The organism is Curtobacterium luteum, assembly GCF_001475545.1.
In the GTDB taxonomy this organism is placed as follows: Bacteria; Actinomycetota; Actinomycetes; order Actinomycetales; family Microbacteriaceae; genus Curtobacterium; species Curtobacterium luteum_A.
This window is the reverse complement of record NZ_LDQC01000006.1, coordinates 16,405-40,324: the sequence shown is the minus strand read 5'-3', so window position 1 is coordinate 40,324 and position 23,920 is coordinate 16,405. Positions and strand designations below refer to the sequence as shown.

Below are 23,920 nucleotides of genomic sequence, written 5' to 3'. Positions count from 1 at the left end.
TTTCGCCTTAGTCTCGTGTGCCCGGTGATGTGTATAGGAGACAGCACCCCACCCCCGCCGGCCGCTCCGACCGGCGCGCCGTCCGTCGCGACCGTGCACGCGACCGGTCAGTCGCCGTGGTGACCGTGTGACGGGTCGAGCGCCGGCCAGACCGGGAACGGGTCCGCCCACGTGCGCCACAGGTCCGGCCCGGCCAGGAGTTCGGACGGCGTCAGCAGCGCACGGTCGAGCGCCCGCTCGATCCCGGGGACGTCGAGCCGTTCGCCGACGAACCAGATCGCCTGTCCGACCGGCGCATCCGGGTCCCACGAGGCGTTCGCCGTCGGGTCGAGCGAGAGCATCGCACCGAGACTCGACCACGAGCCGAGGTGGTCGGGCCGTGAAGCGAGCCGGAAGAACCCCTTCGACCGCAGGACGCGTCCGTTCACGCCCGGTGCGAGGTCCTGCTCGATGGTGGCGGCGAGCCGTCCCGGGTGGAAGGGGAGCGGCTCGCGGTAGCGGAGCGTGACGAGCTCGTCGTGCTCGTCGCGGCCGTGGTCGGCGGCGCCCGACAGTCCGCGCATCCACCCCGCGCCCGACGCCAGGAACCGGGCGGCACCGCCGTTCGACACCGGCAGGTCGCGCGGCCCGCGCACGGCCGGCCCGGCGAGCACCACGGCGTTCGGGGCCAGTCGGTGGAGCAGCGACACCAGGGCACGACGTCGACGTCCGGACAGGGGCTCGATGCGGTCGAGCACGACGACCGTGGCGTACTCGACGAGCGACGCGATCCGGTCGGCGGCGACGAACGCGTCGTCGACGTCGCCCCACAGCAGCCGCGCGACGTCGTCGGCGCGCAGCACGGACACGACGTGTCGCAGGATCCGGTCGTCGCCGTGCTCGGCGCGTGCCGCGTTCGCGAGCATCATCCCCACGGCCCGGACGTCGGTGCCGGGGGCGAGACTGACGACGAGTCCGTGGTCGGCGTCCGGCCCGCACAGCCGGTCCAGACGGTCGGCGCGCTCCGCCACCGCTCGCGCGACCGACACGGCGTCCCCGCCGAGGTGCATCCGGTGTCCGGTGTCGATCCGCGCGGCCGTGTCGACGGCGTCCGGGACGTGGAGGGCGGAGACGAGCGTGATCGAGGCGACGAGCATGTGGGTTAATCTACATGAGAATCGTTACCAACAAGGAGGCTCCCGATGAAGGTCCGCAACTCGCTCAAGGCACTGAAGAAGATCCCTGGTTCGCAGGTCGTCCGCCGCCGCGGTCGCGTCTACGTCATCAACAAGAAGGATCCGCGTTGGAACACCCGGCAGGGATGACGCCACCGCTTCCGTAGGGTGGCACCATGCGACTGCTGCTCATCCGCCACGGCCAGACCCCCGCGAACGTGCACGGCATCCTCGACGCCGAGGTGCCCGGCCCCGGACTCACCGAGCTCGGGCAGCAGCAGGCCGCCGCGCTCCCGGCAGCCCTCGCCGACCGTGGCATCGAGCGGCTCTTCGTCTCGACGATGGTCCGGACGCAGCTCACCGCGGCACCGCTCGCCGCCGCGCTCGGCCTGGAGCCCGAGGTGTTGGACGGCCTCCGTGAGATCGAGGCCGGGGACACCCAGGGCAAGAGCGACACGGTGTCCGTGCAGACCTACATCGCGACCGTGCACGGCTGGTCGCAGGGGGACCGCGAGAGCCGCATGCCCGGCGGGGAGAGCGGCTCCGAGTTCTTCGCGCGCTACGACGGGGCCGTGCGGCAGATCCTGGCGTCGGAGGTCGAGGTCGCGGCCGCGGTGAGCCACGGCGCCGCGATCCGGACGTGGGCGAGCGCGGTCGCGCAGAACACGCCGGACGAGTTCGGGACGAAGCGGCACCTGGAGAACACCGGGATCGTCGAGCTCGAGGGCTCGTTCGACGGCGGCTGGCGCCTCGTCGACTGGGAGGGCGAGCCGGTCGGCGGCGAGGAGCTCATCGACCGGACCGCCCAGGACCCGACCGGCGAGCGCTACTGACAGCGCGCCGCGCAACGCGACGTCACGCGGGTCGCGCAACGCGGCCACACGACGGACTGGAGGCCCGGCACCAGCTGGTACCGGGCCTCCCGTCCGTCATCCGGTCACGTCGGAACGCGACCTGCGTGGACTACGCGGGCTGCGCCGCCGTGTGCAGCGGCACGATCACGCCGTGCGATTCGCGCAGCACGTCGAGCGTGCGCTGCACCTCGTCGGCGCGCTCCTCGGCGCTCCAGTCGAGCGCCCCGGCCATGACGTCGGCGAGCTCGTCGAGCAGGTCGATCGTGACCCCACCGACGAACGCGAGGTTCGTGCGACGCAGCACCACGTCGACCAGGTGCACCGCCTGCTCGTGCTCGGCGAAGTACGCGACCTCCGCGCGGGTGAGCTTCGGGTCGGACTCGAGCTGCTCGACCGGGCCGTCGGTGAGGACGTCGACGACCTCCGCGGCGCGCGTGCCGTAGCGCTCGAGCAGGCCCTCGACGAGGCCGGCGTCGAGGCCGTCACGGTGCGACTTCACCCAGAGGGCGCGCTGCGCGTCGGTGGTCGGGAAGTCCTTGCCGCCGCCGATCGGCATGCCGGTGGTGTCGACCTTGCGGGTGACCCCGAGCTTCGTCGTGGCCTCGGTGGAGAGGTGCGCGGCGAGGGCGCGGAACGTGGTCCACTTGCCACCGACGAGGGAGAGCACGGTCGAGTCGGGGAGCCCGGCGATCTCGGTGTCCACGATCCGGTAGTCGCGGGACACGAACCCGGGCGCGGTGTCCTCGTGGCGGGGGAGCGGACGGATGCCGGAGTAGCTGTAGACGATGTGGTCGCGGGTGACCTCGATCTGCGGGAACACGTGCTTCACGAGCCCGAAGAAGTAGTCGATCTCCTCCTCGGTCGTGGTGACCGGCTGCGAGGGGTCGGCGTCGATGTCGGTCGTGCCGATGAGGACCCGGCCCTTGAGCGGGTAGATGAGCACGATGCGGCCGTCGTTGTTCTCGAAGAACAGCTCGCGGCCCTTGGTCGCTTCGAGGAGTTCGTCGTTGTGCACGACGATGTGGGAGCCCTTCGTGCCGCCCATGAACGTCGTCTCGCCGCCGAACGCCTCGTTGGTGAGGTCGGTCCAGGGTCCGGAGGCGTTGATCACGACGTCGGCGGCGAAGGTGAACTCGGAACCGGTCTCGCGGTCGCGGAGCAGCACGCCACCGTCGCGGGTGCCCGCGGCCTCGACGTAGTTGACGGCGCGGGCCGTCGCTGCCGAGCCGGTGCCGGTGCCGGCGGCGAGCCCGTCCTTGAGCACGTCGAGCGCGAGGCGCTCCGGCTCGTGCACGGAGGCGTCGTAGTAGGTGCCCGTGTACTTGAGGTCCTTGTTGAGCGCCGGCATGTCCGCCAGCGCCGCCTTCTTCGTGAGGAAGCGGTGCTTCGGCACCGAGCCGCCGTCGCGCGAGAACGAGTCGTAGATCGTCATGCCGATCTTGATGAGCGCTGCGCCGCGCTCCTTCGTCGAGCGCTGCTTGTGCGTGAGCATCCGCAGCGGGGCGTTCATGATGCCGGAGAACGTCGAGAAGATCGGCATCGTCGTCTGCAGCGGCTTGACGTAGTGCGGGGCGATGCGGATGAGGCCGTTGCGCTCCTGCACGCTCTCGCGGACGAGTCGGAACTCGCCGTTCTCGAGGTAGCGGATGCCGCCGTGGATCATGTGGCTCGAGGCCGCCGAGGCACCGCTCGCGTAGTCGCCGCGCTCGACGAGCGCGACGTCGACGCCCTGCAGTGCGAGGTCGCGGAAGGTGGCGATGCCGTTGATGCCACCACCGACGATGAGGACCTGGGCGTTGGGGCGCTCCGTGAGGGCGCTCACCGTGTTCCGGGGCTGCGTCTTCTTCGACATGTGTCGCTTCCTTGCTCGATCGGGTTGGTTCGGGATCGATGGTGCTCCTGGGTGGGAGGCTGGGCAACTTGCGTGCACGAACGTGCAGCACACCTGTCGTGGTCGCTCCGGAGCGGGCCGGGAGGCGCGACAGGGGTTGCAGAGGCCGTGCACGTCCGTGCATGGTTGCGGTGCAACAGATCGGAGCACCATGAGCGATGCCGCCCAGCCCGTGCGCACCCAGCAGGCGCTGCGCGCCGCGCACCTGTACTACCTGCAGGACCTGACGATGGACGCCATCGCGGACGAGCTCGGGACGTCCCGATCGTCGGTGTCCCGGCTGCTGAAGTACGCCAGGGACACCGGCCTCGTGGACATCCAGATCCGGTCGCCCCTCGACCAGGCGGCGGCGCTCAGTCGGTCGATCCGGTCGCGCTTCGGGGTGCACGCGCACGTCGTCCCGGTGCCCGACCACACCAGTGACGTCGACCGCCTCGAGCGGGTCGCGCTCTCCGCCGCCCGCATCCTCACCCAGTACATCGACTCGAACATGGTCATCGGCATCTCGTGGGGCTCGACGGTGAGCGCGGTCAGCCGGTACCTCGTGCCGAAGACGACGCACGGGTCGACGATCGTGCAGGTGAACGGCGCCGCGAACACCCGCACGACGGGGATCGTGTACGCGTCCGAGATCCTCCGACGGTTCGGCGAGGCGTACGGCGCGTTCGTGCAGCAGTTCCCCGTGCCGGCGTTCTTCGACGATCCCGCCACGAAGGAGATGCTCTTCAAGGAGCGGTCGATCCGTCGCGTGCTCGACCTGCACGAGCGCATGGACCTCGTGGTGTTCGGCGTCGGAGCGCCGCAGGCCCCGGTGCCGTCGCACGTCTACTCGGGCGGCTACCTCGACCCCGCGGACCAGGAGGAGCTCGTGCGGGCCAAGGTCGTCGGCGACGTCTCGACGGTGTTCTACCGGGCCGACGGTTCATGGCGCGACATCGACGTGAACGCCCGGGCCGGCGGACCGGACCTGGACACGATCAAGCACGCGCCGAGACGGGTGTGCGTCGTGGCCGGCCGGTCGAAGGCGGCGTCGTTGCGCGGGGCGCTGGCGGCCGGACTCGTGACCGACCTCATCATCGACGAGAGCATCGGGCAGGCCGTCCTGCAACCGTGACGGGCCGGGCCGACGGGGCTGACCAGCCGTTTGTCCACATCGCGCGAATGGTTGTCGGTGGTGTCCCGTAGATTCCGGTGCATGGTGTCCCGCAACGAGACCGACCGGTCGTCGACGGCGTCCGGAGTCACCGAACCCTCCTCCGGACCCCTCGTGGAAGCCCGGAGCGCTCGACGCATCGTCGGACAAGACCTCGACGAGGCGCTCACCTTCTTCAGCGATGGCTACGACCTCCGCGCGCCCCGCGTCCGCCGGGTCCGCGCCACCACCCCCTGGACGTTCGCCGGCGTCGGTGACGACCGCGTCTCGCTGCGGTCCTCACGGTTCGGGGTGGACCTGCAGAGCGAGAGCCGTGTGGACGACGCCTTCCTCGTCGCCTGGATGAGCTCGGGCGCGAGCACCATCACGTACGACGGCAGCGAAGTGGAGCTGCGAGCGGGTGTCCCGGTCGTGCTGCCCTTCGCTGACACCTACCAGCTGCACCACCACGACATCGCGCTGAACCTCGTGCACCTCGACCGCGACTTCGTCCGGTCCGTGGTCGGCGACGACGACTTCTCGTTCGAGGCACTCCGGCGTCCGACCGCCGAGGGCGCGCGGATCTGGCAGGACACCGTGCGGCAGCTGTCCCCGCGGTGGTTGGACGCGTCGAACGACATGAGCCCGCTGGAGCAGCGTGACGCCGCCGAGTCCTTCGTCCGCGCGGCGATCGCGGCGTTCCCCGAGCGCAGTCGCTGGCGCGCGGCGGTCACCGGCTCGGGGCCCGAGCACGAACGGCTTCGCCGAGCACTCGAGTTCGTGCACGCCCATGCTCGTGAGCCGATCGGGACGCCGGAGATCGCGGCGGCATCGGGCCTCAGCCCGCGCGGGCTCCAGCAGTCGCTCAAGCGGAACCTCGGGCAGACCCCGGGGGACGTCCTCCGTGCGGCTCGACTCGACGGCGCCCGGGTCGACCTGCTCCGCGGTGCCCCGGACGGCACGACGGTCGCCGAGATCGCCCGCACCTGGGGCTTCGGCCACCTCGGCCGCTTCTCGGCGTCGTACCGGTCGCGGTTCGGCGAACTGCCCAGTGAGTCGCTCCGCGCGAGCTGAAGCCACCGTCCCCGGTAGCGTGCTGGACATGGACTCCGTCGTCGCCGCCCTCCGTACCGCCCTCTCGGACTCGGACGGTGTGGTCGTCCGCACGGACGACGCTGCGGTGGAGGCGTCCCGGACCGACAAGTCGGGCTGGGTGGCCGACGGGTCGCCCCTCGCGGTGGTCGTGGCCCGCACGGTGGAGCACGTGCAGGCGACGCTCCGCACGTGCTCGGCGCTCGGGGTGCCGGTCGTGCCGCGCGGTGCCGGTACCGGGCTTGCCGGCGGCGCGAACGGCACCGACGGCTCGGTCGTGCTGAGCGTCGCGCGCATGGACCGCATCCTCGAGGTCTCACCGGAGGACGAACTCGCGGTCGTCGAGCCCGGCGTGCTGAACGGCGCGCTGAACGACGCCGTCGCACACCACGGACTCCGCTTCGCGCCCGACCCGGCGAGTGCCGCGATCGCGAGTGTCGGCGGCAACATCGCCACGAACGCCGGCGGGCTGCGCTGCGTGAAGTACGGCGTCACGCGCGAAGCGGTACTCGGACTCGACGTGGTCCTCGCCGACGGCCGACTCGTCTCCACCGGGCACCGGACGGTGAAGGGCGTGACGGGCCTCGACCTCACGTCGCTCATGGTCGGCTCGGAGGGCACCCTCGGCGTCATCGTCGGCGCGACCGTCCGGCTCGTGCCGGTGCCGGCGGGTGCGCCCGCCACCCTGGGCGCGGTGTTCCCGACGGTGCACCAGGCGGCCGCGGCGTCGGCGGCGATCGTCGCCGCGTCCGCCGACGGTGCCGCACGCCCGTCGACGGTCGAGCTCCTCGACGCGTCGTCGCTCGGGTACATCGCCGACCACCTCGGGCCGAGCGTGGTGGCCGAGACCGTGGGGAGCGGTCAGGAGGGCGGGGTGTTCCTCCTCGTGGAGTACGACGGCCCGGACGCGACGCAGGATGCGCTGGGAGCCGTGCCGCGCCTCCAGGTCGAGGGCGGGACCGTCCGCCTGGCCGGCTCGGCGGCGGAACGTGAGCGCCTGCTCACCATCCGCCGGTCGTTCCACGCAGCGATGGCGGCGCGCGGGCGTGTGCTCATCGAGGACGTCGCCGTGCCGCGGAGCCGCCTCGCCGAGATGTTCGACCGCGTCGAGGCGATCGGCCGCGAGTTCGACCTGCCGATCCCGACCTGCGCGCACGCGGGCGACGGCAACCTGCACCCGAACTTCGTGTTCGACGGCGAGGTCGTGCCGCAGAAGGTGTGGGACGCCGCCGACGCGCTCTTCCGGGCGGCGATCGAGCTCGGCGGCACCCTGACCGGCGAGCACGGGGTCGGTGTGCTGAAGCGGCACCACCTCGGCGACGAGGTCGGAGCGGACGTCCTCGAGCTCCAGCGCGGGATCCGGCGTGTCTTCGACCCGAAGGGCATCCTCAACCCCGGCAAGGTGTCCTGACGCCGAACTCTGTGGCACTTCTCGGCCAGATGATGCGCAGATGTTCGGCGGAAACCTCTCCGTAACGAACCGCGGCGCATCGTGGTGTCGAACGAGCACCGCCCACGAAGGAGTCCGTGATGCTGATCGGCGTCCCCACCGAAGTCAAGAACAACGAGTACCGCGTCGCGGCGACCCCCGCCGGTGTCGCGGAGCTGACGCTGCACGGCCACGAGGTCCTCGTGCAGGCCGGAGCGGGCGTCGGGTCCGCGTTCCCGGACGACGAGTACGCCGCTGCCGGCGCCACCATCGTCGAGACCGCGGCCGAGGTCTGGTCCCGCGCGGAGATGATCCTCAAGGTGAAGGAGCCGGTCGCGTCGGAGTACGCGTCGATCCGACCGGGGCAGGTGCTCTTCACCTACCTGCACCTCGCCGCCGACCGTCCGCTGACCACGGCGCTCATGGAGTCCGGGGCGACGGCGATCGCCTACGAGACCGTCCAGCTGCCGGACCGGTCGCTCCCGCTGCTGTCGCCGATGTCGGAGATCGCCGGGCGCCTCTCCGCCCAGGTCGGGGCGTACCACCTCATGCGGACGAACGGCGGGCGGGGTCTGCTGCTCGGCGGGGTCCCCGGCACCCCCAAGGGGCGCGTCGTCGTGATCGGCGGCGGTGTCGCCGGGGAGCACGCGGCGACGATGGCGCTCGGACTCGGTGCCGAGGTCACGGTCTTCGACATCAGCCTGCCGCGGCTCCGTGCCCTCGACGCCCGGTTCGACGGACGCATCACGACGCTGCGGTCCTCGTCGCACGCGATCGCCTCGGCCCTGGCGTCCGCGGACCTCGTGATCGGCTCGGTGCTCATCCCCGGAGCCTCGGCACCGAAGCTCGTGACGGACGCGATGGTCGCCGACATGCAGCCCGGGTCGGTCCTCGTCGACATCGCGATCGACCAGGGCGGGTGCTTCGAGGGGGCCCGGCCGACGACCCACGATGACCCGACGTTCCGCGTGCACGACGCGGTGTACTACTGCGTCGCGAACATGCCCGGTGCAGTGCCGCGCACGTCGACGATCTCGCTGACGAACGCGACGCTGCCGTACGCCGTGGCGATCGCGAACCGCGGGTGGGAGCAGGCGCTCGCCGACGACCCGGCGCTCGCGCTCGGGCTGAACGTGCACGAGGGGCAGGTAGCGAACGAGGCGGTCGCCGCCGCGCACGGCCTGGCGGTCGCCGCGCGCTGACGCGGCGCCGCGCGCCGCGCGGGGTGGCGGCTGGTCGCTGCCCGGGAGGTCGAGTCTCGTGCCGGCGGACAGTACTCGCGCTCCTGAGCGCGGGAACTGTCCGTCAGGCCGAGTCTCGTGGCCGCCGCGCCGAGTCTCGGGACCGCGACTCCGGGTCTCGTGGCTCGTGGCGCGTCGCTCGGCCGGGAGGCCCGGTGCGCGTCCGCCCCGTCGGCTCCTCGATGCTGACCCGAGTCTCGCGCTGGCGGACACTTCTCGCGCTCCTGAGCGAGGAAAGTGTCCGCCAGGCCGAGTCTCGTGGCAGCGACCGTCAGGCGGCGGTGTCCGTCAGGCCGAGTCTCGTGGCAGCGACCGTCAGGCGGCGGTGTCCGTCAGGCCGAGTCTCGTGGCAGCGACCGTCAGGCGGGAGCGACCACCGGCCGGCGGGCAGCCCACCCCGCGCGGCTCCGCGCCACGAGCGTCACGAGCAGCACGACGACCACGGCGACCACGGCCGTCACGGCGGTCGGCACCGACACGAGCGGCCCGTCGAGCCGTCCGACCGCAACCCACGCGAGACCCCAGCACAGCGAGAGCGTGGGCGCGACCCGACCGCGACCCCACACCGCGAGCAAGACTCCGACGAGCCCGGCCACCGCGGCCACGAGCACGCCCCAGACGTCCTGCCCGAGCCCGAAACCCCGGAAGCCCGCGGCCGTCAGCACCGCCGCCGTGTTCGCCGCGGTCGCGACGCAGACCCACCCGAGGTAGAGCCCGAACGTGCCGTCGGTGACGATCGCGTCGACGACGCCGGACGGCCGGGTGCGCCGCAGGATCGCGAACGTCCACACGAGCACCACGAGCAGCGCGACGATGATCGGCTCGCTCGCCCAGAGGAAGCCGAACTGCACGGACAGGATCCACGCCGCGTTGAGCAGGAGCGAGAGCGTCGCCGGCAGGGCCAGGCGTGCGTGTCGCTCGTCGTCCGCGGTCCGGAACAGCTGCCGCACGGCGTACACGATCAGCCCGAGGTAGATCACCGACCAGATGCCGAACGCGGGTCCGTCCGGGGCGATCGACGTCGACGACGCGGAGAGCGCTCCGCCCGCGGCGTCCTGGATCGGGGTGCCGCCCGCGGCTCCCGACCCGATGAACGACCCGACCACCGCGATCACCGCGCTCACGACGACGATGATCCGCCAGATCCGTGTCCCAGTCATGTCCGCTCCCTTCGTCAGCATGCTGATGACCACGACGGTACGCGCCCACACCCCGTGCGTCCTGCGTACGGTGGGGGACGTGAGCGTGGAGCTGAACACCGTGTACGTCGACAAGATCGCGCCGATCGCGTGTCCGTCGCTCCCGGACGCCTTCCGGATGCTCGCGGAGCAGGGTGCGAGCGCCTGCATCGTGCTCCACCAGCCCGACGCGGAGGAGCTCGGGGACGTGGCCGTCGCACTCGGCCTGCACGAGCTGGCGGTCGAGGACTCCGCCGAGGGGCACCAGCGGCCGAAGCTCGAGCGCTACGGCGAGACGCTCTTCGTCGTGTTGAAGCCCGCGGTCTACCACGACGAGAAGGAGGAGGTCGAGTTCGGCGAGGTGCACGCCTTCGTCGGCGCGGACTTCTTCCTGGCCGTCGTCCCCGCCGACCCCCGTGGTCCGCAAGCCGTCCCGCGTGCCCTGCAGCGGATGAGCGGGAAGCCCGGACTCGTCACGGCGGGTCCGCAGGCGCAGCTCTGGGCGCTGATGGACTCGATCGTCGACGGCTACCTGCCGGTCATCGACGGCCTCGAGGAGGACATCAACCAGATCGAGGACCAGCTCTTCGCTGGCGTCCCCGGGGTGTCGAAGCGCATCTACGAGCTCTTCGGCGAGGTCGTCGCGTTCCAGCGGGCCGCCCGACCCCTCGTGTACATGATCGAGAACCTGCACCGGGGCGCGGAGAAGTACCACCTGCCCGTCGAGATGCAGCGCCGCTTCCGTGACGTCCTCGACCACGCGATCCGCACGGTGGAGCGCCTCGACACGTTCCGCCAGCTCCTGCAGAACGCCCTGACGGTCGATTCGACGCTCGCGGCGCAGAAGCAGAACGACGACACGAAACGCATCTCCGGCTGGGCGGCGATCCTCTTCGCGCCGACGCTCATCGCAGCGATCTACGGCATGAACTTCACGCACATGCCCGAGCTGCAGTGGACGTGGGGCTACCCGCTGTCCATCCTCGCGATGGTCCTGTTCGCGGCGACCCTCTTCGTCGTGTTCAAGGTCAAGCGCTGGTTCTGACGGCTCGCGACACGGGACGGGTCGGCCTGGAGGCCCGTGGCGGCGCCGCCACGGGCCTCCAGGCCGTCGTCCGGTCGCGCGTCACGCGCGCGTGTCGCCCGTGGTCGTGTGCCAAGGTCGTTGCATGACCGACGTCGTCCACCTCACCGCCGAGGGTGTCTCCCTCGTCCTCGACTGTTCTCCGGGAGCGCTCCCAGCCGTCGTCCACTGGGGCGCCGCCCTGGGCGACGTCACCCCGGAGGACCTCGCTGCCCTGGCAGCCGCCGACGTCGCCGTCGTCGCGCCGAACGAGGCCGACGTCCCGGTCCGCCTCGCCGTCCTGCCGGAGCCGCACCGCGGCTGGAACGGCCGGCCGGGGATCTCCGGACACCGCGACGGACGGGACTGGTCACCCGCCTTCACGGTGTCGTCGCTCGACGTCACCGACTCCACGGTCGTGGCGCGCGCGACCGACGACACCGCCGGCCTCGCGGTCGTGCTCGAGGTCGAGCTGACCTCGTCCGGGCTGGTCCGCACCCGTGCCGAGGTGACGAACACCGGCGACGGCACCTACACGCTCGACGACGTGCACCTCGCGCTGCCGGTCCCGGACCGAGCCCGCGAGGTCCTCGACCTCGCCGGTCGGTGGGGCGGCGAGCGGACCCCGCAGCGGAGCACGCTGCAGGTCGGCACGCACGAACGCGACAACCGGCGGGGCCGCACCGGGCCGGACGCCGCGACCGTGCTCTCGGTCGGCGAGCCCGGGTTCGGGTTCGGTCACGGCGAGGTCTGGGGCGTGCACACCGGCTGGAGCGGCAACCACCGGCACCTCGCCGAGCGGTTGTCCACCGGGCGGCAGGTCGTCGGCGGCGGGGAACTCCTGCTGCCCGGCGAGGTCCGGCTCCGGGCGGGGGAGTCGTACCGGTCGCCGTGGGTGTGGTTCGCGTACGGCGACGGCCTCGACGACCAGGCCCGACGCTTCCACCGCTGGCTCCGCCGTCGTCCGCAGCACCCCTCGACCCCGCGCCCCATGACGATCAACGTCTGGGAGGCCGTCTACTTCGACCACGACCTCGACCGGCTCACCGACCTCGCCGAGCGCGCCGCGGCCCTCGGCGTCGAGCGCTACGTCCTCGACGACGGCTGGTTCCGCCACCGTCGCGACGACCACGCCGGGCTCGGGGACTGGTACGTGGACGAGGACGTCTGGCCGGACGGGCTCGGGCCGATCGTCGACCGGGTCCGTGGGCTCGGCATGCAGTTCGGGCTGTGGTTCGAACCGGAGATGGTCAACGAGGACAGCGACCTCGCCAGGGCGCACCCCGAGTGGATCATGCAGGCGGACGGCCGGCTCCCCGTGCGCTCCCGCGACCAGCAGGTGCTCGACCTCGCGATCCCCGAGGCGTTCGCGTACGTCCTCGAGCGGATGACCGCGATCATCGGCGAGTACGGCGTCGACTACGTCAAGTGGGACCACAACCGCGACCTGGTCGAGGCGGGCTTCCCCGGCGGCGGAGCAGCCGTGCACGAGCAGACCCTGGCGACCTACCGGCTGATGGCGACGCTCAAGGAGCGCTTCCCGACGCTCGAGATCGAGTCGTGCTCGTCCGGCGGCGCCCGGGTCGACCTCGGCGTCGTCGAGCACACCGACCGCGTGTGGGTGTCCGACTGCATCGATCCGTCGGAGCGGCAGCGGATGCACCGCTGGACGCAGCAGCTCCTGCCGCCGGAACTCCTCGGCGCGCACGTCGCGAGCGGCACGAACCACACGACCGGGCGGTACCACGACCTCGCCTTCCGGGCCGGGACGGCGCTCGTCGGGCACCTCGGCGTCGAGTGGGACCTCGCCCGCGCGACCGACGACGAACTGCGCGACCTCGCCGCGTGGACCGCGCTCTACAAGGAGCTCCGCCCCCTGCTGCACGGCGGGGACCTGGTCCGGGTCGACGAGGTCGAGCCGACCCGGCTCGTCTACGGCACCGTCGCACCGGACCGGCGGAGCGCGGTGTTCTTCCTCGCGAGCACGGGGTGGGCGGACGTGTCGAACACCGGCCGGGTGCGCTTCCGCGACCTCGACCCGGAGACGCGCTACCGGGTCGACCCGGTCGTCGTCGGCGAGCTGCACGGGCTGCGGACACCCGCGTGGTGGTCGGGCGCCCGGGAGTTCTCCGGCCGGGTCCTCACGACGGTCGGGGTCCAACCGCCGCACCTGCCCGCCGACGCCGTGGTTCCGTTCCGCGTCACGGCGGTCTGACGCCGCGTCGACGGACGTCACGACCGGCGGACGGCGCCCTGTCGTCCGGCGCCACGGCGGACGGACGGCGCCCTGTCGTCCGGCGTCACGACGGACGGACGTGTGACCGGTGCTCGGTAGGCTCGATGCCATGCCGCGCACCGGTCACGCCATCCCCGCCGGACGGGCATCCTCCGCCGGTCACGCCACCCCGGCCGGTCACGCCACTCCGATCTGGGCGCTCCGCATCGCCGTCGTCACCGCGCTCGTGGGCGTCGCGGGCGGCATCGCCGGCATCGCGGTGTGGCTCGCGCTGCAGCTGATCCAGTTCGTCGCGTTCGGGTTCCCCCACGGCGGACACCTCGAGGCGGCGGACGCGGACTCCGGGTGGCGCCGGTTCCTCGCGGTCGCCGCAGCCGGCGTCCTGACCGCGGTCGCGTGGTGGGCGCTCCGACGCTGGGCGAGACCCACGGTCGCCGTGACCGCCGCGGTCGCCGGGAAGCGGATGCCGGCGCTCTCGACCGTGGCGAACGCGGGCGTGCAGATCCTCGCGGTCGGCCTCGGCGGGTCCATCGGGAAAGAGGTGGCGCCGCGCGAGCTCGGCGCCTGGCTCGCCCAGCTCGTGACCGTCCGGGCGGGGCTCACCGCTCGTGAGACCCGCATCCTCGTCGCGTGCGGTGCCGCGGCCGGCCTCGCCGCCGTGTACGACGTGCCGCTCGGCGGAGCCCTCTTCGCGGTCGAGGTGCTCCTCGGCGAGCTCACCTTCGCGACGGCCCTGCCGGCCTTCGCCACGAGTGCGATCGCCGCCTTCACCGCGCGGCTCGTGATCCCCGACGAGGTGCTCTACCACGTGCCCGCGATGCCGATGTCGGAGTCGCTGCTCGTCTGGTCGGTGATCGTCGGACCGGTGCTGGGCTTCGCCGGGGTCGGCTTCGTGAAGCTGACGAACCGGCTGCAGGGGATCTCGCCCAAGGGCTGGCACCTGCTCGTCGTGCTCCCGGTGGCGTTCGCGCTCGTGGGGCTCGTCGCGGTGCCGTTCCCCGAGGTCCTCGGCAACGGCCGGGCGCTCGGCGTCGTCGCCATGAACGCCGCCCTCGACGACGCCTCGGTGCTGGGGCTCGTGCCGATCCTGCTGCTGCTCGTCCTCGGCGTCCTGAAGACCGCCACCACTGCCGTCACGATCGGCGCCGGAGCGGTCGGGGGCACCCTCACGCCGTCGATCGCGATCGGGTCGGCGATCGGGGGCGGCCTCGGCGGGCTGTGGCTGCTGCTCTGGCCCGTCGACTCGACGTCGCTCGCCGCGTTCGCGTTCGTTGGCGCGGCGGCGTTCCTCGCGACGACGATGCGGGCACCCTTCACCGCCCTGGTGCTCGTCGTGGAGTTCACCCAGCAGGGCACCGACATCCTCGTGCCGTCCCTGCTCGCCGTCACCGGGTCGGTCGCCGTCTCCTACGTGCTCGCTCGTCGCCGCAGCGCCCAGATGGCCTGACGCCGTCCGGACACCGGGCAGGAGACCGCCTACCATCGCCCCCACGCGGGGCAGACCGGCTCCGCCCGAGTGGAGGAGCCGATCATGGCCGGGTTCGACGACATCACCAAGAAGGCACAGCAGTTCCTGCAGGACGGCAAGGTGCAGGATGCGCTCAAGAGCGAGAAGGCCGAGGGCGTCAGCGACAAGGTGCTCGACGGCGTCGCCGACGCGGTCAAGAAGGCCACCGGCGGGAAGTTCGACGACAAGATCGACAGCGCACGCGACACGGCCGACAAGCACATCGGCAACGAGTAGCAGCCGGTCGACGGCGGTCCGACTGGACGTCGGCGGGAACAACGACCACGATTGACGGGTTGTCCGAACCGGCGACACCAGGAGGACCGACCGTGACCATCGTGGGACCGAGCACCGCGCTCACCGAGGACGAGGTGCTCCGCATCCGGGCGGACTTCCCGATCCTGCAGCAGGAGGTGAACGGTCAGCCGCTCGCCTACCTCGACTCCGGGGCGACCGCGCAGCGCCCGGCGCAGGTCCTGGACGCCGAGCGCGCCTTCCTGGAACGCGACAACGCCGCGGTCCACCGGGGCGCGCACACGCTCGCAGCGCTGAGCACCGACGCCTACGAGGACGCCCGCGCCACGGTCGCGCGCTTCGTCGGTGCGGCTGCTCCGCGCGAGGTCGTCTGGACGGCGAACGCCACGGACGCCCTCAACCTCGTGGCGTACGGCTTCGCGAACGCGAGCCGCGGCCGGGGCGGTGCCGCCGCCGAGCGCTTCCGGCTCGTCCCGGGTGACGAGGTCCTGGTCACGGAGGCCGAGCACCACGCGAACCTCGTCCCGTGGCAGGAGCTCGCTGCGACCACGGGCGCGACCCTCCGCTGGATCCCCGTCAGCGACGCGGGCACCTGGACCGCAGCGGACGCCGCCGAGCACATCACCGACCGCACGAAGGTCGTCGCGTTCGCCCACGTCTCGAACGTCACCGGCATGGTCGCCCCGGTCGCCGAGGTCGTCGCGCTCGCCCACGCGAAGGGGGCGCTCGTCGTCCTCGACGCCTGTCAGTCAGCGCCACACCGGCCGCTCGACCTCGGGCACCTCGGTGTCGACTTCGCCGCGTTCTCCGGGCACAAGATGCTCGGGCCGAACGGCGTCGGCGTGCTCTGGGGGCGCGCCGAGCTGCTCGATGCACTCCCGCCGTTCCGCACCGGCGGGTCGATGATCACGACCGTGACGATGGAGTCCAGCGAGTTCATGCCCGCTCCCGAGCGCTTCGAGGCGGGCACGCAACCGGTCTCGCAGGCGGTCGCGCTGGCCGAGGCCGTCCGGTACCTCGAGGGCATCGGGACCGACCGGGTCCGCGCGCACGAGGAGCACCTGGCGCAGCGCATGCTCGACGGGCTCGCGGCCGTCGAGGGGATCCGCGTCGTCGGGCCGCCGGTCGGGGTCCCCCGCTCGGGGTTGGTGTCGTTCGACGTCGACGGCGTGCACGCGCACGACGTCGCCCAGTACCTCGACGCGCAGGGCATCGCGGTGCGGTCCGGACACCACTGCGCCCAGCCGCTGCACCGCCGCCTCGGCCTCGTCGCGACCACCCGGGCGAGCAGCTACGTGTACACGACCGAGTCGGACGTCGACCGGTTCGTGCAGGCGGTCGGCGAGATCCGCGGGTACTTCGGAGCGGACGAGGCGGGCACTCGGTGAGCGCCCTCGACTCCCTCTACCAGCAGGTCATCCTCGACCACGCCAAGGCCCGCCACGGGGACGAACCGCTCGACCACGCGGACGCGGAGCACTTCGAACGCAACCCGACCTGCGGCGACGAGATCACCGTCCGGGTCCGGCTCGAGCCTGGGACCGACCGCATCGCGGAACTCGCGTGGGAGGGCGACGGCTGCTCGATCTCGATGGCGTCGGCGTCGGTGCTGACGGACATGGCCCCCGGCCGGACCGTCCCCGAGTTCCTCGAGCTCACCGAGACGTTCCGCGAGATGATGCGTTCCCGCGGTGCCGGCGAGCCCGACGAGGACGTCCTCGAGGACCTCGTCGCGTTCCACGGTGTCTCGAAGTTCGTGATGCGGGTCAAGTGCGGCATGCTCGCGTGGGTCGCCGCCGAGGCAGCCGCGCGCGAAGCCGCCGCCTGACGTCCTGCCGTCGGTCTCCGCGGCACCTCGTGCCGCAGCGGTCCGTCCGCGGCGCCGCGTGCCGCACAGCGGTCCGTCCGCGGCACCTCGTGCCGCAGCGGTCATTCCGCGGCGCCCCGTGTCTCAGCGGTCCTTCCGCGACGCCGACCACGTCTCGCGCGGCAGCTCGCCGAACTCCGCGCGGTAGCTGCTCGCGAAGCGCCCGAGGTGCCCGAACCCGGCCGCGCGGGCGACGTCGCCGACGCTGTCGGCCTCGCCGGACTCGAGCTGTTCCCTGGCGAGCAGCAGCCGGATGCGACGGAGGTACTCCGTCGGGGTGATGCCGTGGTGCCGCCGGAACGCCTCCTGCAGACCGCGGATGCTCAGGCCGGCGGCGTCGGCGACGTCCTCGACCGAGATCTGCTCCGTGGCGTGGTCGAGCAGGAACCCCTCGGCGCGGGCGAACCGGGCGGCCGCGGCGGTCGGCGGCGGCCCCTGCTCGCCGATCGGCCAGTGCGGGATCGCGGTGAGCAGCCCGCCGGCGGCGAACCGCGTCAGCTCCCGCTCGCGGGCCTCCGGTACGACGGAGGGGCCCTGCAACACCTCGGCGGCCACCGTACGGATCATGAGCCACCACGCGGCGAGCGCCGGTCCCTCCGGGATGTGGTGGGGCTGGAACCGCAGGGGCCCTGGTCGCCAGGCGCCCCGCTCGGCGGCGACCTCCTCCACGGTCCGGCGGTCGATGCGGATGAGGTCGAGTTCGTACCCGGTCCACCGCACGTGCTGCAGGTCGTGGCGGAAGAGCGACGGCCGGCCGGTCGGGACGTCGTGGTCGTCGTCGACCGCGCCGCTGCCGGACTTCAGCCAGAAGAGGACCATCGCGGTGTCGGCCTGCACCTCGCCGTGGACGTCCCCGGAGGACGCGGAGGACCACAGGGAGAGCAGGTCGGTCCCGCGCCGACGCACGTCGAACGTGAACCCGTCGGCGCCGGGCTCGACGGCGACGCGCTGCAGATCGGGGAGCGCACGGAGCTGCTCCGACGCCTGGGTCGGGTCCTGGGTCGTCGCGGACCACCGGGTACGTTGCATGGTCTGGGGCACCCCTGCATCCTGCCGTGGCGCGCGGACTCGTGCCCAGCAACCGTTCGGCGTGCGGACAGCGCACCCGCCCGCGGCCGGCGGTGCGCTCGCCGGGCGGGACCTGCGTGGCGGGCCGCACCCGTGCCTCCCGGCCGGGCGTGTCACACGACGCAACGTCCCTGGCGGTCGCGCCCGCCCGCCCGTAGCGTCGCGACCGTGACGACCGACAGTGCACCCCGGCAGATCCGCTTCAACGCGTTCGACATGAACTGCGTCGCGCACCAGTCCTCCGGGCTGTGGCGCCACCCCCGCGACCGCTCGCGGCACTACAACGACCTGTCGTACTGGACGGACCTCGCGAAGATCCTCGAGGGCGGCGCGTTCGACGGCATCTTCATCGCCGACGTCCTCGGCACGTACGACGTGTACGGCGGATCGAACGAGTCCGCGCTCCGGACGGGGTCGCAGGTCCCCGTGAACGACCCCGTCCTGCTCGTCTCGGCGATGGCCGCGGTGACCGAGCACCTCGGGTTCGGCATCACCGCCGGGACCGCGTACGAGCACCCGTACCCGTTCGCCCGCCGCATGTCGACGCTCGACCACCTCACGAAGGGCCGGGTCGGGTGGAACGTCGTGACCGGCTACCTGCCGAGCGCAGCCCGCAACATGGGGCAGACGGACCAGCTGTCGCACGACGACCGCTACGACGTCGCCGACGAGTACCTCGAGGTCCTCTACAAGCTCTGGGAGGGATCGTGGGAGGACGACGCGGTCGTCGAGGACCGCGAGACCGGGGTCTTCACCGACCCGGCGAAGGTGCACCCGATCGAGCACCACGGGAAGCACTTCGACGTCCCGGGGATCCACCTGTCCGAGCCGTCCGTGCAGCGCACGCCCGTCATCTACCAGGCCGGTGCCTCGCCCCGCGGCGTCCGCTTCGCGGCCGAGAACGCCGAGGCCGTGTTCGTCGGGGCACCGACGCTGCCGCAGTTGGCCGCGACGGTCACGAAGATCCGGGACGCCCTGGAGGCAGCCGGTCGCGACCGCTACGCCGCCCGCATCTACTCACTGCTCACCGTCATCACGGACGCCACCGACGAGGCGGCGCAGGCGAAGTACGAGGACTACCTGTCGTACGCGTCGGAGGAGGGCGCACTCGTGCTCAACTCCGGCTGGATGGGCGTCGACCTGTCGCAGTGGGAGCTCGACGAGCCGCTCGGCGACGTCGAGTCGAACGCGATCCAGTCGGCGGCGGCGAACATCTCCGCGGCCGAGGGCACGGACGGCTCGAAGTGGACCATCCGCGACCTGGCACGGCACACCGCGATCGGCGGGCTCGGCCCGGTCGCGGTCGGGTCGGGTGCCACGATCGCGGACACCCTGCAGCGGATCCAGGAGCAGACCGACGTCGACGGGTTCAACCTCGCCTACGCGGTGACGCCGGGCACGTGGGAGGACGTCATCGAGTTCGTCGTGCCCGAGCTCCGCGCCCGTGGCGTCTACCCGTCCGGGTACCAGGACGGGTCCCTGCGGCACAAGCTGCACGGCCGCGGGGACCGGCTGCCCGAGGAGCACCGCGGCGCAGGCTACCGGATCGGTGAGCGGTCGGTCGTAGGCTGAGCGGGTGACCGTCCCGTCCTTCGTCCTCCGTGTCGCCTCGGAGGACGAGGACGCTGCCTGCACGGACCTCTGGGTGTCCGCCGTCGCCGTCCGGGACGGTCTGCCCGAGTCCGACGCGGTGCGGCGACGTGCGGTCGCGAAGTTCGGCGTGGACCGGGTCGCGCTCGTCGTGGCCGAGGACGACGCGGGCATCGCCGGCTTCGTGCTCGTGACGGCCCCGGGTACCGGTGGTGCCGGCGACCCGGACGATGCGGCGTACCTGTCGCTCCTCGCGGTGACGCCGCGGGCACAGGGCCGTGGTGTCGGTCGAGAGCTGCTCGCGGCAGCCGTCACCGCGGCGGGCCGTGCGGGACACCCGCGGGTGGTCCTGCACGCGCTCGAGGACAACGCCCCCGCCGTCCGGCTCTACCGCGGTGCCGGGTTCCGGCCGTCCGGCGAGCCCTTCGCGCACCCGCTCAGCGGTCGATCGACGCGCGCCTGGGTCGCCGGGGACTGAACACGGCGGCGACCGCGCGCGACGCTGCCGCCACGAGGGCAGACCAAGCGGGGACCGGCTCGGGGTGCAGTGCGTCGACCCCACCGCGGCGGAACGTGGTCGCACCCGACCAGCCGAGGACCGCGGTGCGGAACGCCGGGGCCGGCACGGGGACCGGTGTCGCCCGTGCGTCGTCCGGCGTCGGCCACGGCGCCCACTTCGCTCGGGGCGCGGTGAGGAGGTACGGCTGCGGGGTCGGGTAGCTCACGAGTTCGAGCGTCGAGCCCCACGGGGTCCGGGTGTACACGAAGCGGTTGCCCTCGCCGGCCTCGACGCCACGGAGTGCTCGCGGGTCCGAGTTCCGCACGCCCCCCGCACGTTCGACCTTCTCGAGCGCAGCGTCGATGTCGTCCACGTACAGCGCGACGTGCTGCCACCCGAGGTCCGACGGGGTCGCGGGGGAGTGCTGGTCCGGCCCGAGGTACTCGAAGAGCTCGAGTCCGGGCCCGTCGGGCAGGGCGAGCATCCGGATGGCCCCCTGCGCCATGGTCGAGGGGATCCCGAGGTAGCCGTGCACCTCCGGGGTGCTCCGTGGTTCCTCGGTCCGGCACCGGACGTCGTAGAGGAAGACGGCGTCGAGTGCCGCCGCGAAGAACGCCGTGGCGGCGTCGATGTCCGGCACCGTGACGCCCACGTGGTCGATCCTGAATCCCCTGCCCATTGCTCGAGTCTGACAGCGCTGGGTTTCCGCACCCCGCCGCGTCCGGCCCCCGTGCGGGGAAGGATGCGGTTTGCCGCACACGCTGCAGAACTGCTCAGGTAAGGCTCCCCTCACCGAAAAACCCCAGGTCAGGGCAGCCTCACCTTGCTGGCGCGCCGCGTTGGACGGTGGCATCCTCGTCGCATGTCGACCGCTACGGACCTCGTGCTCCCCGCCACCGATCACGACGCCACCAGCGCCGCGAAGCTCAACTGGCTGCGTGCCGGACTGCTCGGCGCGAACGACGGCATCGTGTCCGTCGCCGCCGTGCTCGTCGGCGTCGCCGGTGCGGGTGCCGGCACCGGTCCGGTCATCGCCGCCGGCACCGCAGCGCTCGTGGGCGGCGCGGTCTCGATGGCCCTCGGCGAGTACGTCTCCGTGAGCGGCGCCCGTGACGCCCAGCGGACCGGTCAGGCCGCGCAGCAGGCGCAGCTCGAGGCGGAGTCGGAGGACGCCGACACCATCGCGGCGCACTACCGGGGACTCGGGGTCGCGCCCGAGGTGGCGTCCTCGGTCGCGGCCGAGCTCGTCCGACCCGAGGTGCGGGCGCGCCGGGCCGCGGCCGCGCTCCGCGACGCGGAGGACGAGGTCGTCAGCCCGTGGCGTGCGGCCTGGGTCTCCGCGGCGACCTTCACCACGGGGGCGGCGCTGCCGTTCCTCGCGATGCTGCTCGCGCCCGAGGCCGTGCGGGTGGCGGTCACGGTCGTGGCCGTCCTCGTCGCGCTCGCCGTCACCGGGGCGACCGGTGCCGCGCTCGGTGGCGCTGCGCGGGGGCGGGCGACGATCCGCGTCGTCGTGGGTGGCGCACTGGCGCTCGCCGCGACCTACGCCGCCGGTGCACTGCTCGGGGCGCACGCGGTCTGACGACCGGTCCGGTCAGGTCTCGGCGGCAGTCGCCTCGGCGGCCAGCGCGGCGTTCCGCGCCGACAGCAGCCGACGCAGGTAGCCGTCGAGGACCACGAGTTCGGCGAGCCGGCCGAGGGGCCCGAAGGGCGCCGTGACGACGACGTCGTCGACCATCCGCGTGCCGCTCCCGGCGCGTTCGAAGCGGTGCTCGTGCCGGAACCGCGCGAACGGCCCCCGCACCTGTTCGTCGACGAACCGGTGCGGTGCCTCCAGCGCGGTGATGCGGCTGGTGAGCCGCCAGACGACACCGAGGTGGCGGGCGCGGAAGGTGACGGTCTCGCCGAGGCCGATCCTGCCGGTCGTCACGCCGTCGACGGCGCGCTCGCCCGTCCCGGCGAGGGAGCGCTCGTGCGCGCCGATGTCGAGCGACAGGGCGAACGCCCGCTCGGGCGGACCGTCGAGGTGGGTGTCGAGGCGGAAGCGGACCGTCACGCGGCGGACCAGCCGTACGGGGAGGCGGTCCAGCCCTGCGGGGCCGACCGGTCGTCGTCGCGGAGGACCGCGGCGAGCGCCTCGTCGTGCCGGCGACCACGGTGCACGCTGGCCGAGCGTCGGAGGCCCTCGAACGACATCCCGACGCGGCGGGCGACGGCCGCGGACGCACGGTTGGTCGCGATCGCCCGCCACTGCACGCGGACGAGGCCGAGGCCGTGCGGCGGCTCGGTGAACGCCCAGTCCACGACGCGGGACACCGCTTCCGTCGTGAACCCGTGCCCGCGGCCGTCGGGGTGCACGGCGTAGCCGACCTCGGCGGACCCGTCTGCGATGCCGAACAGCTCGACCGTGCCGAGCAACCGCGGGTCCTCCGCGCGGCGCATCCCCCACGCGAGCCTGGTGCCCTCCGCCCGACCGGTGCGGCAGCGCTCCAGCCACTCCACGAACTCGGCGTCGCCGTACGGCACGGGCACCGGCGTGTACGCGATGACGTCCGGGTCGGTGGCGTAGGCGATGACCGCGTCGGCGTCGGACTCCTCCGGCGGCGAGAGCACGAGGCGGTCCGTCCTCAGCGTCACGGGGTCCATGGGCCGAGCCTAGCGACCGGCTGGTCGTGGACGGCTGCGGTACGGTCGCCGGATGACGGTGTTCCCGGTGATCGACGGCCACAACGACCTGCCCTGGGAACGGCGCGAGGGCCACGGCTCCGGCGTCGAGGGCATCGACACCGAGCAGGGGTCGCTCCACACCGACGTGCCGAAGCTCCGGGCGGGTGGGGTCGTCGGGCAGTTCTGGTCGGTGTTCGTGCCCGGTTCGGAGCCCGATCCCGTGCGGACGACGCTGCAGCAGATCGACCTCGCGCTGCGGATCGTCGACCGGTACCCGGAGACGTTCGCCCTCGCCAGGACCGCGGCCGAGGTGCGGGCGGCGGTGGCCGACGGCCGCATCGCGTCGCTGCTCGGCGCGGAGGGCGGCCACTCGATCGGGGACGACCTCGCCGTCCTCCGGTCGTTCGCACGTCTCGGGGTCCGGTACATGACCCTGACGCACAACGACGACACCGCGTGGGCGGACTCAGCGACGGGTTCGCACCCGCACGGCGGACTCACCGACCGCGGCCGCGAGGTCGTGGCGGAGATGGAGCGCACGGGCATGCTCGTCGACCTGTCGCACACCGCCACCGCGACCATGCACGACGCGCTCGACGTCGCGACCCGGCCCGTGCTCTTCAGCCACTCGTCCACCCGGGCCGTGTGCGACCACCCGCGGAACGTGCCGGACGACGTCCTCGAGCGGCTGCCGGACAACGGCGGTCTCGTGATGATCACCTTCGTGCCGGCGTTCGTGTCGCGGGCGTACGCCGACTGGGAGGCCGACGGATCGGTGGGGGAGGCGCCCCTCGTCACCGTGGCGGAGGTCGCGGACCACGTGGAGCACGCCCGCGACGCCGCCGGGGTCGCGCACGTGGGGATCGGCGGCGACTACGACGGGACGCCGGTGCTGCCGCCGGACCTGCGTGACGTGTCGCGGTACCCGGTCCTGGCGGACGAGCTGGTCCGGCGGGGGTGGAGCGATGACGACCTGCGGGCGTTGGCCGGCGGGAACGTGCTGCGCGTGCTCGAGGCGACGGACGAGGCGTTCGGACGGACCGTGGGCGTGCGCTGACGAGCTGCGACGCCGGCGGGTCGGGTCGCGGCGGCCGGGCTGTGAGGCAGCCGCGGTCGGCGACGGCTCGCGCGCGCGTCACGGAACGGCGGACGGGGTCTGAGGCAGCCGCGGGCGGCGGCGGCTCGCGCGCGCGTCAC

23 protein-coding genes are annotated in these 23,920 nt (G+C 72.7%); 16 read left to right on the top strand and 7 right to left on the bottom strand.

Going from position 1 to position 23,920, the window contains the following annotated elements; genetic code table 11:
• Nucleotides 1-107: 107 nt before the first annotated feature.
• Nucleotides 108-1,136: a GTP-binding protein gene (locus tag NS184_RS01270; protein ID WP_058724330.1), complete on the bottom strand. Its 1,029-nt coding sequence runs from the start codon at nucleotides 1,134-1,136 to the stop codon at nucleotides 108-110.
• Nucleotides 1,137-1,181: 45 nt separating this feature from the next.
• Here NS184_RS01270 and ykgO point away from each other — a divergent pair, with 45 nt between their 5' ends.
• Nucleotides 1,182-1,304, top strand: a complete 123-nt coding sequence (gene ykgO / locus NS184_RS01265; protein ID WP_056224971.1) for a type B 50S ribosomal protein L36 — start codon at nucleotides 1,182-1,184, stop codon at nucleotides 1,302-1,304.
• Nucleotides 1,305-1,330: 26 nt separating this feature from the next.
• The gene (locus NS184_RS01260; RefSeq protein ID WP_058724329.1) at nucleotides 1,331-1,987 is read left to right on the top strand and encodes a histidine phosphatase family protein; all 657 of its coding nucleotides are present in this window, start codon (nucleotides 1,331-1,333) and stop codon (nucleotides 1,985-1,987) included.
• A 130-nt stretch (nucleotides 1,988-2,117) separates the two neighbouring features.
• Here the strand turns inward: NS184_RS01260 and NS184_RS01255 are convergent, their stop codons facing one another.
• Nucleotides 2,118-3,860 carry a glycerol-3-phosphate dehydrogenase/oxidase gene (locus NS184_RS01255; RefSeq protein ID WP_058724328.1) on the bottom strand — a complete coding sequence of 581 codons (1,743 nt, stop codon included), beginning with the start codon at nucleotides 3,858-3,860 and terminating at the stop codon, nucleotides 2,118-2,120.
• A 190-nt stretch (nucleotides 3,861-4,050) separates the two neighbouring features.
• Between NS184_RS01255 and NS184_RS01250 the strand changes: the two genes are divergently transcribed.
• From NS184_RS01250 to ald, 4 genes are all read left to right on the top strand, one after another.
• Nucleotides 4,051-5,013, top strand: coding sequence for a sugar-binding transcriptional regulator (locus NS184_RS01250; RefSeq protein WP_058724327.1), 963 nt, complete (start codon nucleotides 4,051-4,053; stop codon nucleotides 5,011-5,013).
• Between the two features lie 81 nt (nucleotides 5,014-5,094).
• Nucleotides 5,095-6,105: an AraC family transcriptional regulator gene (locus NS184_RS01245; protein ID WP_058724326.1), complete on the top strand. Its 1,011-nt coding sequence runs from the start codon at nucleotides 5,095-5,097 to the stop codon at nucleotides 6,103-6,105.
• Nucleotides 6,106-6,133: 28 nt separating this feature from the next.
• Nucleotides 6,134-7,534, top strand: coding sequence for an FAD-binding oxidoreductase (locus tag NS184_RS01240; RefSeq protein WP_058724325.1), 1,401 nt, complete (start codon nucleotides 6,134-6,136; stop codon nucleotides 7,532-7,534).
• Nucleotides 7,535-7,653: 119 nt separating this feature from the next.
• The gene (ald, locus tag NS184_RS01235) at nucleotides 7,654-8,754 is read left to right on the top strand and encodes an alanine dehydrogenase (protein WP_058724324.1); all 1,101 of its coding nucleotides are present in this window, start codon (nucleotides 7,654-7,656) and stop codon (nucleotides 8,752-8,754) included.
• Nucleotides 8,755-9,152: 398 nt separating this feature from the next.
• Here ald and NS184_RS01230 read toward each other — a convergent pair whose 3' ends face one another.
• Nucleotides 9,153-9,953, bottom strand: coding sequence for a tryptophan-rich sensory protein (locus tag NS184_RS01230; protein WP_058724337.1), 801 nt, complete (start codon nucleotides 9,951-9,953; stop codon nucleotides 9,153-9,155).
• Nucleotides 9,954-10,032: 79 nt separating this feature from the next.
• On the opposite strand from NS184_RS01230, the gene NS184_RS01225 reads away from it, so the two are divergent.
• From NS184_RS01225 to sufU, 6 genes are all read left to right on the top strand, one after another.
• Nucleotides 10,033-11,016, top strand: coding sequence for a magnesium and cobalt transport protein CorA (locus tag NS184_RS01225; RefSeq protein ID WP_058724336.1), 984 nt, complete (start codon nucleotides 10,033-10,035; stop codon nucleotides 11,014-11,016).
• Between the two features lie 124 nt (nucleotides 11,017-11,140).
• Nucleotides 11,141-13,249 carry an alpha-galactosidase gene (locus NS184_RS01220; protein WP_058724323.1) on the top strand — a complete coding sequence of 703 codons (2,109 nt, stop codon included), beginning with the start codon at nucleotides 11,141-11,143 and terminating at the stop codon, nucleotides 13,247-13,249.
• Between the two features lie 130 nt (nucleotides 13,250-13,379).
• Nucleotides 13,380-14,717, top strand: coding sequence for a chloride channel protein (locus tag NS184_RS01215; protein WP_083513346.1), 1,338 nt, complete (start codon nucleotides 13,380-13,382; stop codon nucleotides 14,715-14,717).
• An 84-nt stretch (nucleotides 14,718-14,801) separates the two neighbouring features.
• Nucleotides 14,802-15,014, top strand: a complete 213-nt coding sequence (locus NS184_RS01210; RefSeq protein WP_058724322.1) for an antitoxin — start codon at nucleotides 14,802-14,804, stop codon at nucleotides 15,012-15,014.
• A gap of 92 nt (nucleotides 15,015-15,106) precedes the next feature.
• Entirely contained in the window at nucleotides 15,107-16,420 is a 1,314-nt protein-coding gene (locus NS184_RS01205) for an aminotransferase class V-fold PLP-dependent enzyme (RefSeq protein ID WP_430733530.1), read from the top strand.
• The gene (sufU, locus tag NS184_RS01200) at nucleotides 16,417-16,860 is read left to right on the top strand and encodes a Fe-S cluster assembly sulfur transfer protein SufU (RefSeq protein WP_058724321.1); all 444 of its coding nucleotides are present in this window, start codon (nucleotides 16,417-16,419) and stop codon (nucleotides 16,858-16,860) included. Before NS184_RS01205 ends, sufU begins: the two co-directional genes overlap by 4 nt.
• A gap of 123 nt (nucleotides 16,861-16,983) precedes the next feature.
• On the opposite strand, the gene NS184_RS01195 is transcribed toward sufU, so the two are convergent.
• On the bottom strand, nucleotides 16,984-17,940 hold the full coding sequence (locus tag NS184_RS01195) for an AraC family transcriptional regulator (protein WP_058724320.1): 957 nt from the start codon (nucleotides 17,938-17,940) through the stop codon (nucleotides 16,984-16,986).
• Between the two features lie 195 nt (nucleotides 17,941-18,135).
• Here NS184_RS01195 and NS184_RS01190 point away from each other — a divergent pair, with 195 nt between their 5' ends.
• Nucleotides 18,136-19,539 (top strand): LLM class flavin-dependent oxidoreductase, encoded by a 1,404-nt coding sequence (locus NS184_RS01190; RefSeq protein WP_058724319.1) that lies wholly within the window; start codon nucleotides 18,136-18,138, stop codon nucleotides 19,537-19,539.
• A gap of 4 nt (nucleotides 19,540-19,543) precedes the next feature.
• Nucleotides 19,544-20,035, top strand: a complete 492-nt coding sequence (locus tag NS184_RS01185) for a GNAT family N-acetyltransferase (RefSeq protein WP_058724318.1) — start codon at nucleotides 19,544-19,546, stop codon at nucleotides 20,033-20,035.
• On the opposite strand, the gene NS184_RS01180 is transcribed toward NS184_RS01185, so the two are convergent.
• Complete coding sequence (locus tag NS184_RS01180; protein ID WP_083513345.1) at nucleotides 19,995-20,735, bottom strand: VOC family protein; 741 nt, start codon at nucleotides 20,733-20,735, stop codon at nucleotides 19,995-19,997. The two genes, NS184_RS01185 and NS184_RS01180, sit on opposite strands and share 41 nt — an antisense overlap.
• Before the next feature lie 183 nt (nucleotides 20,736-20,918).
• Between NS184_RS01180 and NS184_RS01175 the strand changes: the two genes are divergently transcribed.
• Nucleotides 20,919-21,638: a VIT1/CCC1 transporter family protein gene (locus NS184_RS01175; protein ID WP_058724317.1), complete on the top strand. Its 720-nt coding sequence runs from the start codon at nucleotides 20,919-20,921 to the stop codon at nucleotides 21,636-21,638.
• A 12-nt stretch (nucleotides 21,639-21,650) separates the two neighbouring features.
• On the opposite strand, the gene NS184_RS01170 is transcribed toward NS184_RS01175, so the two are convergent.
• Nucleotides 21,651-22,112 (bottom strand): SRPBCC family protein, encoded by a 462-nt coding sequence (locus tag NS184_RS01170; protein WP_058724316.1) that lies wholly within the window; start codon nucleotides 22,110-22,112, stop codon nucleotides 21,651-21,653.
• Nucleotides 22,109-22,702 (bottom strand): GNAT family N-acetyltransferase, encoded by a 594-nt coding sequence (locus tag NS184_RS01165; RefSeq protein ID WP_058724315.1) that lies wholly within the window; start codon nucleotides 22,700-22,702, stop codon nucleotides 22,109-22,111. The genes NS184_RS01170 and NS184_RS01165 overlap by 4 nt, the downstream gene beginning before the upstream one ends.
• A 52-nt stretch (nucleotides 22,703-22,754) precedes the next feature.
• On the opposite strand from NS184_RS01165, the gene NS184_RS01160 reads away from it, so the two are divergent.
• A complete protein-coding gene (locus NS184_RS01160) occupies nucleotides 22,755-23,780 on the top strand; it encodes a dipeptidase (protein ID WP_058724314.1) in 1,026 nt (341 codons plus the stop codon).
• The last annotated feature ends 140 nt before the right edge of the window (nucleotides 23,781-23,920 follow it).

Bases quoted from the DNA above. Each gene is read 5' to 3' on its own strand.
- NS184_RS01270 (WP_058724330.1), bottom strand. From the start codon at position 1,136: ATGCTCGTCGCCTCGATCACGCTCGTCTCCGCCCTCCACGTCCCGGAC.
- ykgO (WP_056224971.1), top strand. From the start codon at position 1,182: ATGAAGGTCCGCAACTCGCTCAAGGCACTGAAGAAGATCCCTGGTTCG.
- NS184_RS01260 (WP_058724329.1), top strand. From the start codon at position 1,331: ATGCGACTGCTGCTCATCCGCCACGGCCAGACCCCCGCGAACGTGCAC.
- NS184_RS01255 (WP_058724328.1), bottom strand. From the start codon at position 3,860: ATGTCGAAGAAGACGCAGCCCCGGAACACGGTGAGCGCCCTCACGGAG.
- NS184_RS01250 (WP_058724327.1), top strand. From the start codon at position 4,051: ATGAGCGATGCCGCCCAGCCCGTGCGCACCCAGCAGGCGCTGCGCGCC.
- NS184_RS01245 (WP_058724326.1), top strand. From the start codon at position 5,095: ATGGTGTCCCGCAACGAGACCGACCGGTCGTCGACGGCGTCCGGAGTC.
- NS184_RS01240 (WP_058724325.1), top strand. From the start codon at position 6,134: ATGGACTCCGTCGTCGCCGCCCTCCGTACCGCCCTCTCGGACTCGGAC.
- ald (WP_058724324.1), top strand. From the start codon at position 7,654: ATGCTGATCGGCGTCCCCACCGAAGTCAAGAACAACGAGTACCGCGTC.
- NS184_RS01230 (WP_058724337.1), bottom strand. From the start codon at position 9,953: ATGACTGGGACACGGATCTGGCGGATCATCGTCGTCGTGAGCGCGGTG.
- NS184_RS01220 (WP_058724323.1), top strand. From the start codon at position 11,141: ATGACCGACGTCGTCCACCTCACCGCCGAGGGTGTCTCCCTCGTCCTC.
- NS184_RS01215 (WP_083513346.1), top strand. From the start codon at position 13,380: ATGCCGCGCACCGGTCACGCCATCCCCGCCGGACGGGCATCCTCCGCC.
- NS184_RS01210 (WP_058724322.1), top strand. From the start codon at position 14,802: ATGGCCGGGTTCGACGACATCACCAAGAAGGCACAGCAGTTCCTGCAG.
- NS184_RS01180 (WP_083513345.1), bottom strand. From the start codon at position 20,735: ATGGGCAGGGGATTCAGGATCGACCACGTGGGCGTCACGGTGCCGGAC.
- NS184_RS01175 (WP_058724317.1), top strand. From the start codon at position 20,919: ATGTCGACCGCTACGGACCTCGTGCTCCCCGCCACCGATCACGACGCC.
- NS184_RS01165 (WP_058724315.1), bottom strand. From the start codon at position 22,702: ATGGACCCCGTGACGCTGAGGACGGACCGCCTCGTGCTCTCGCCGCCG.
- NS184_RS01160 (WP_058724314.1), top strand. From the start codon at position 22,755: ATGACGGTGTTCCCGGTGATCGACGGCCACAACGACCTGCCCTGGGAA.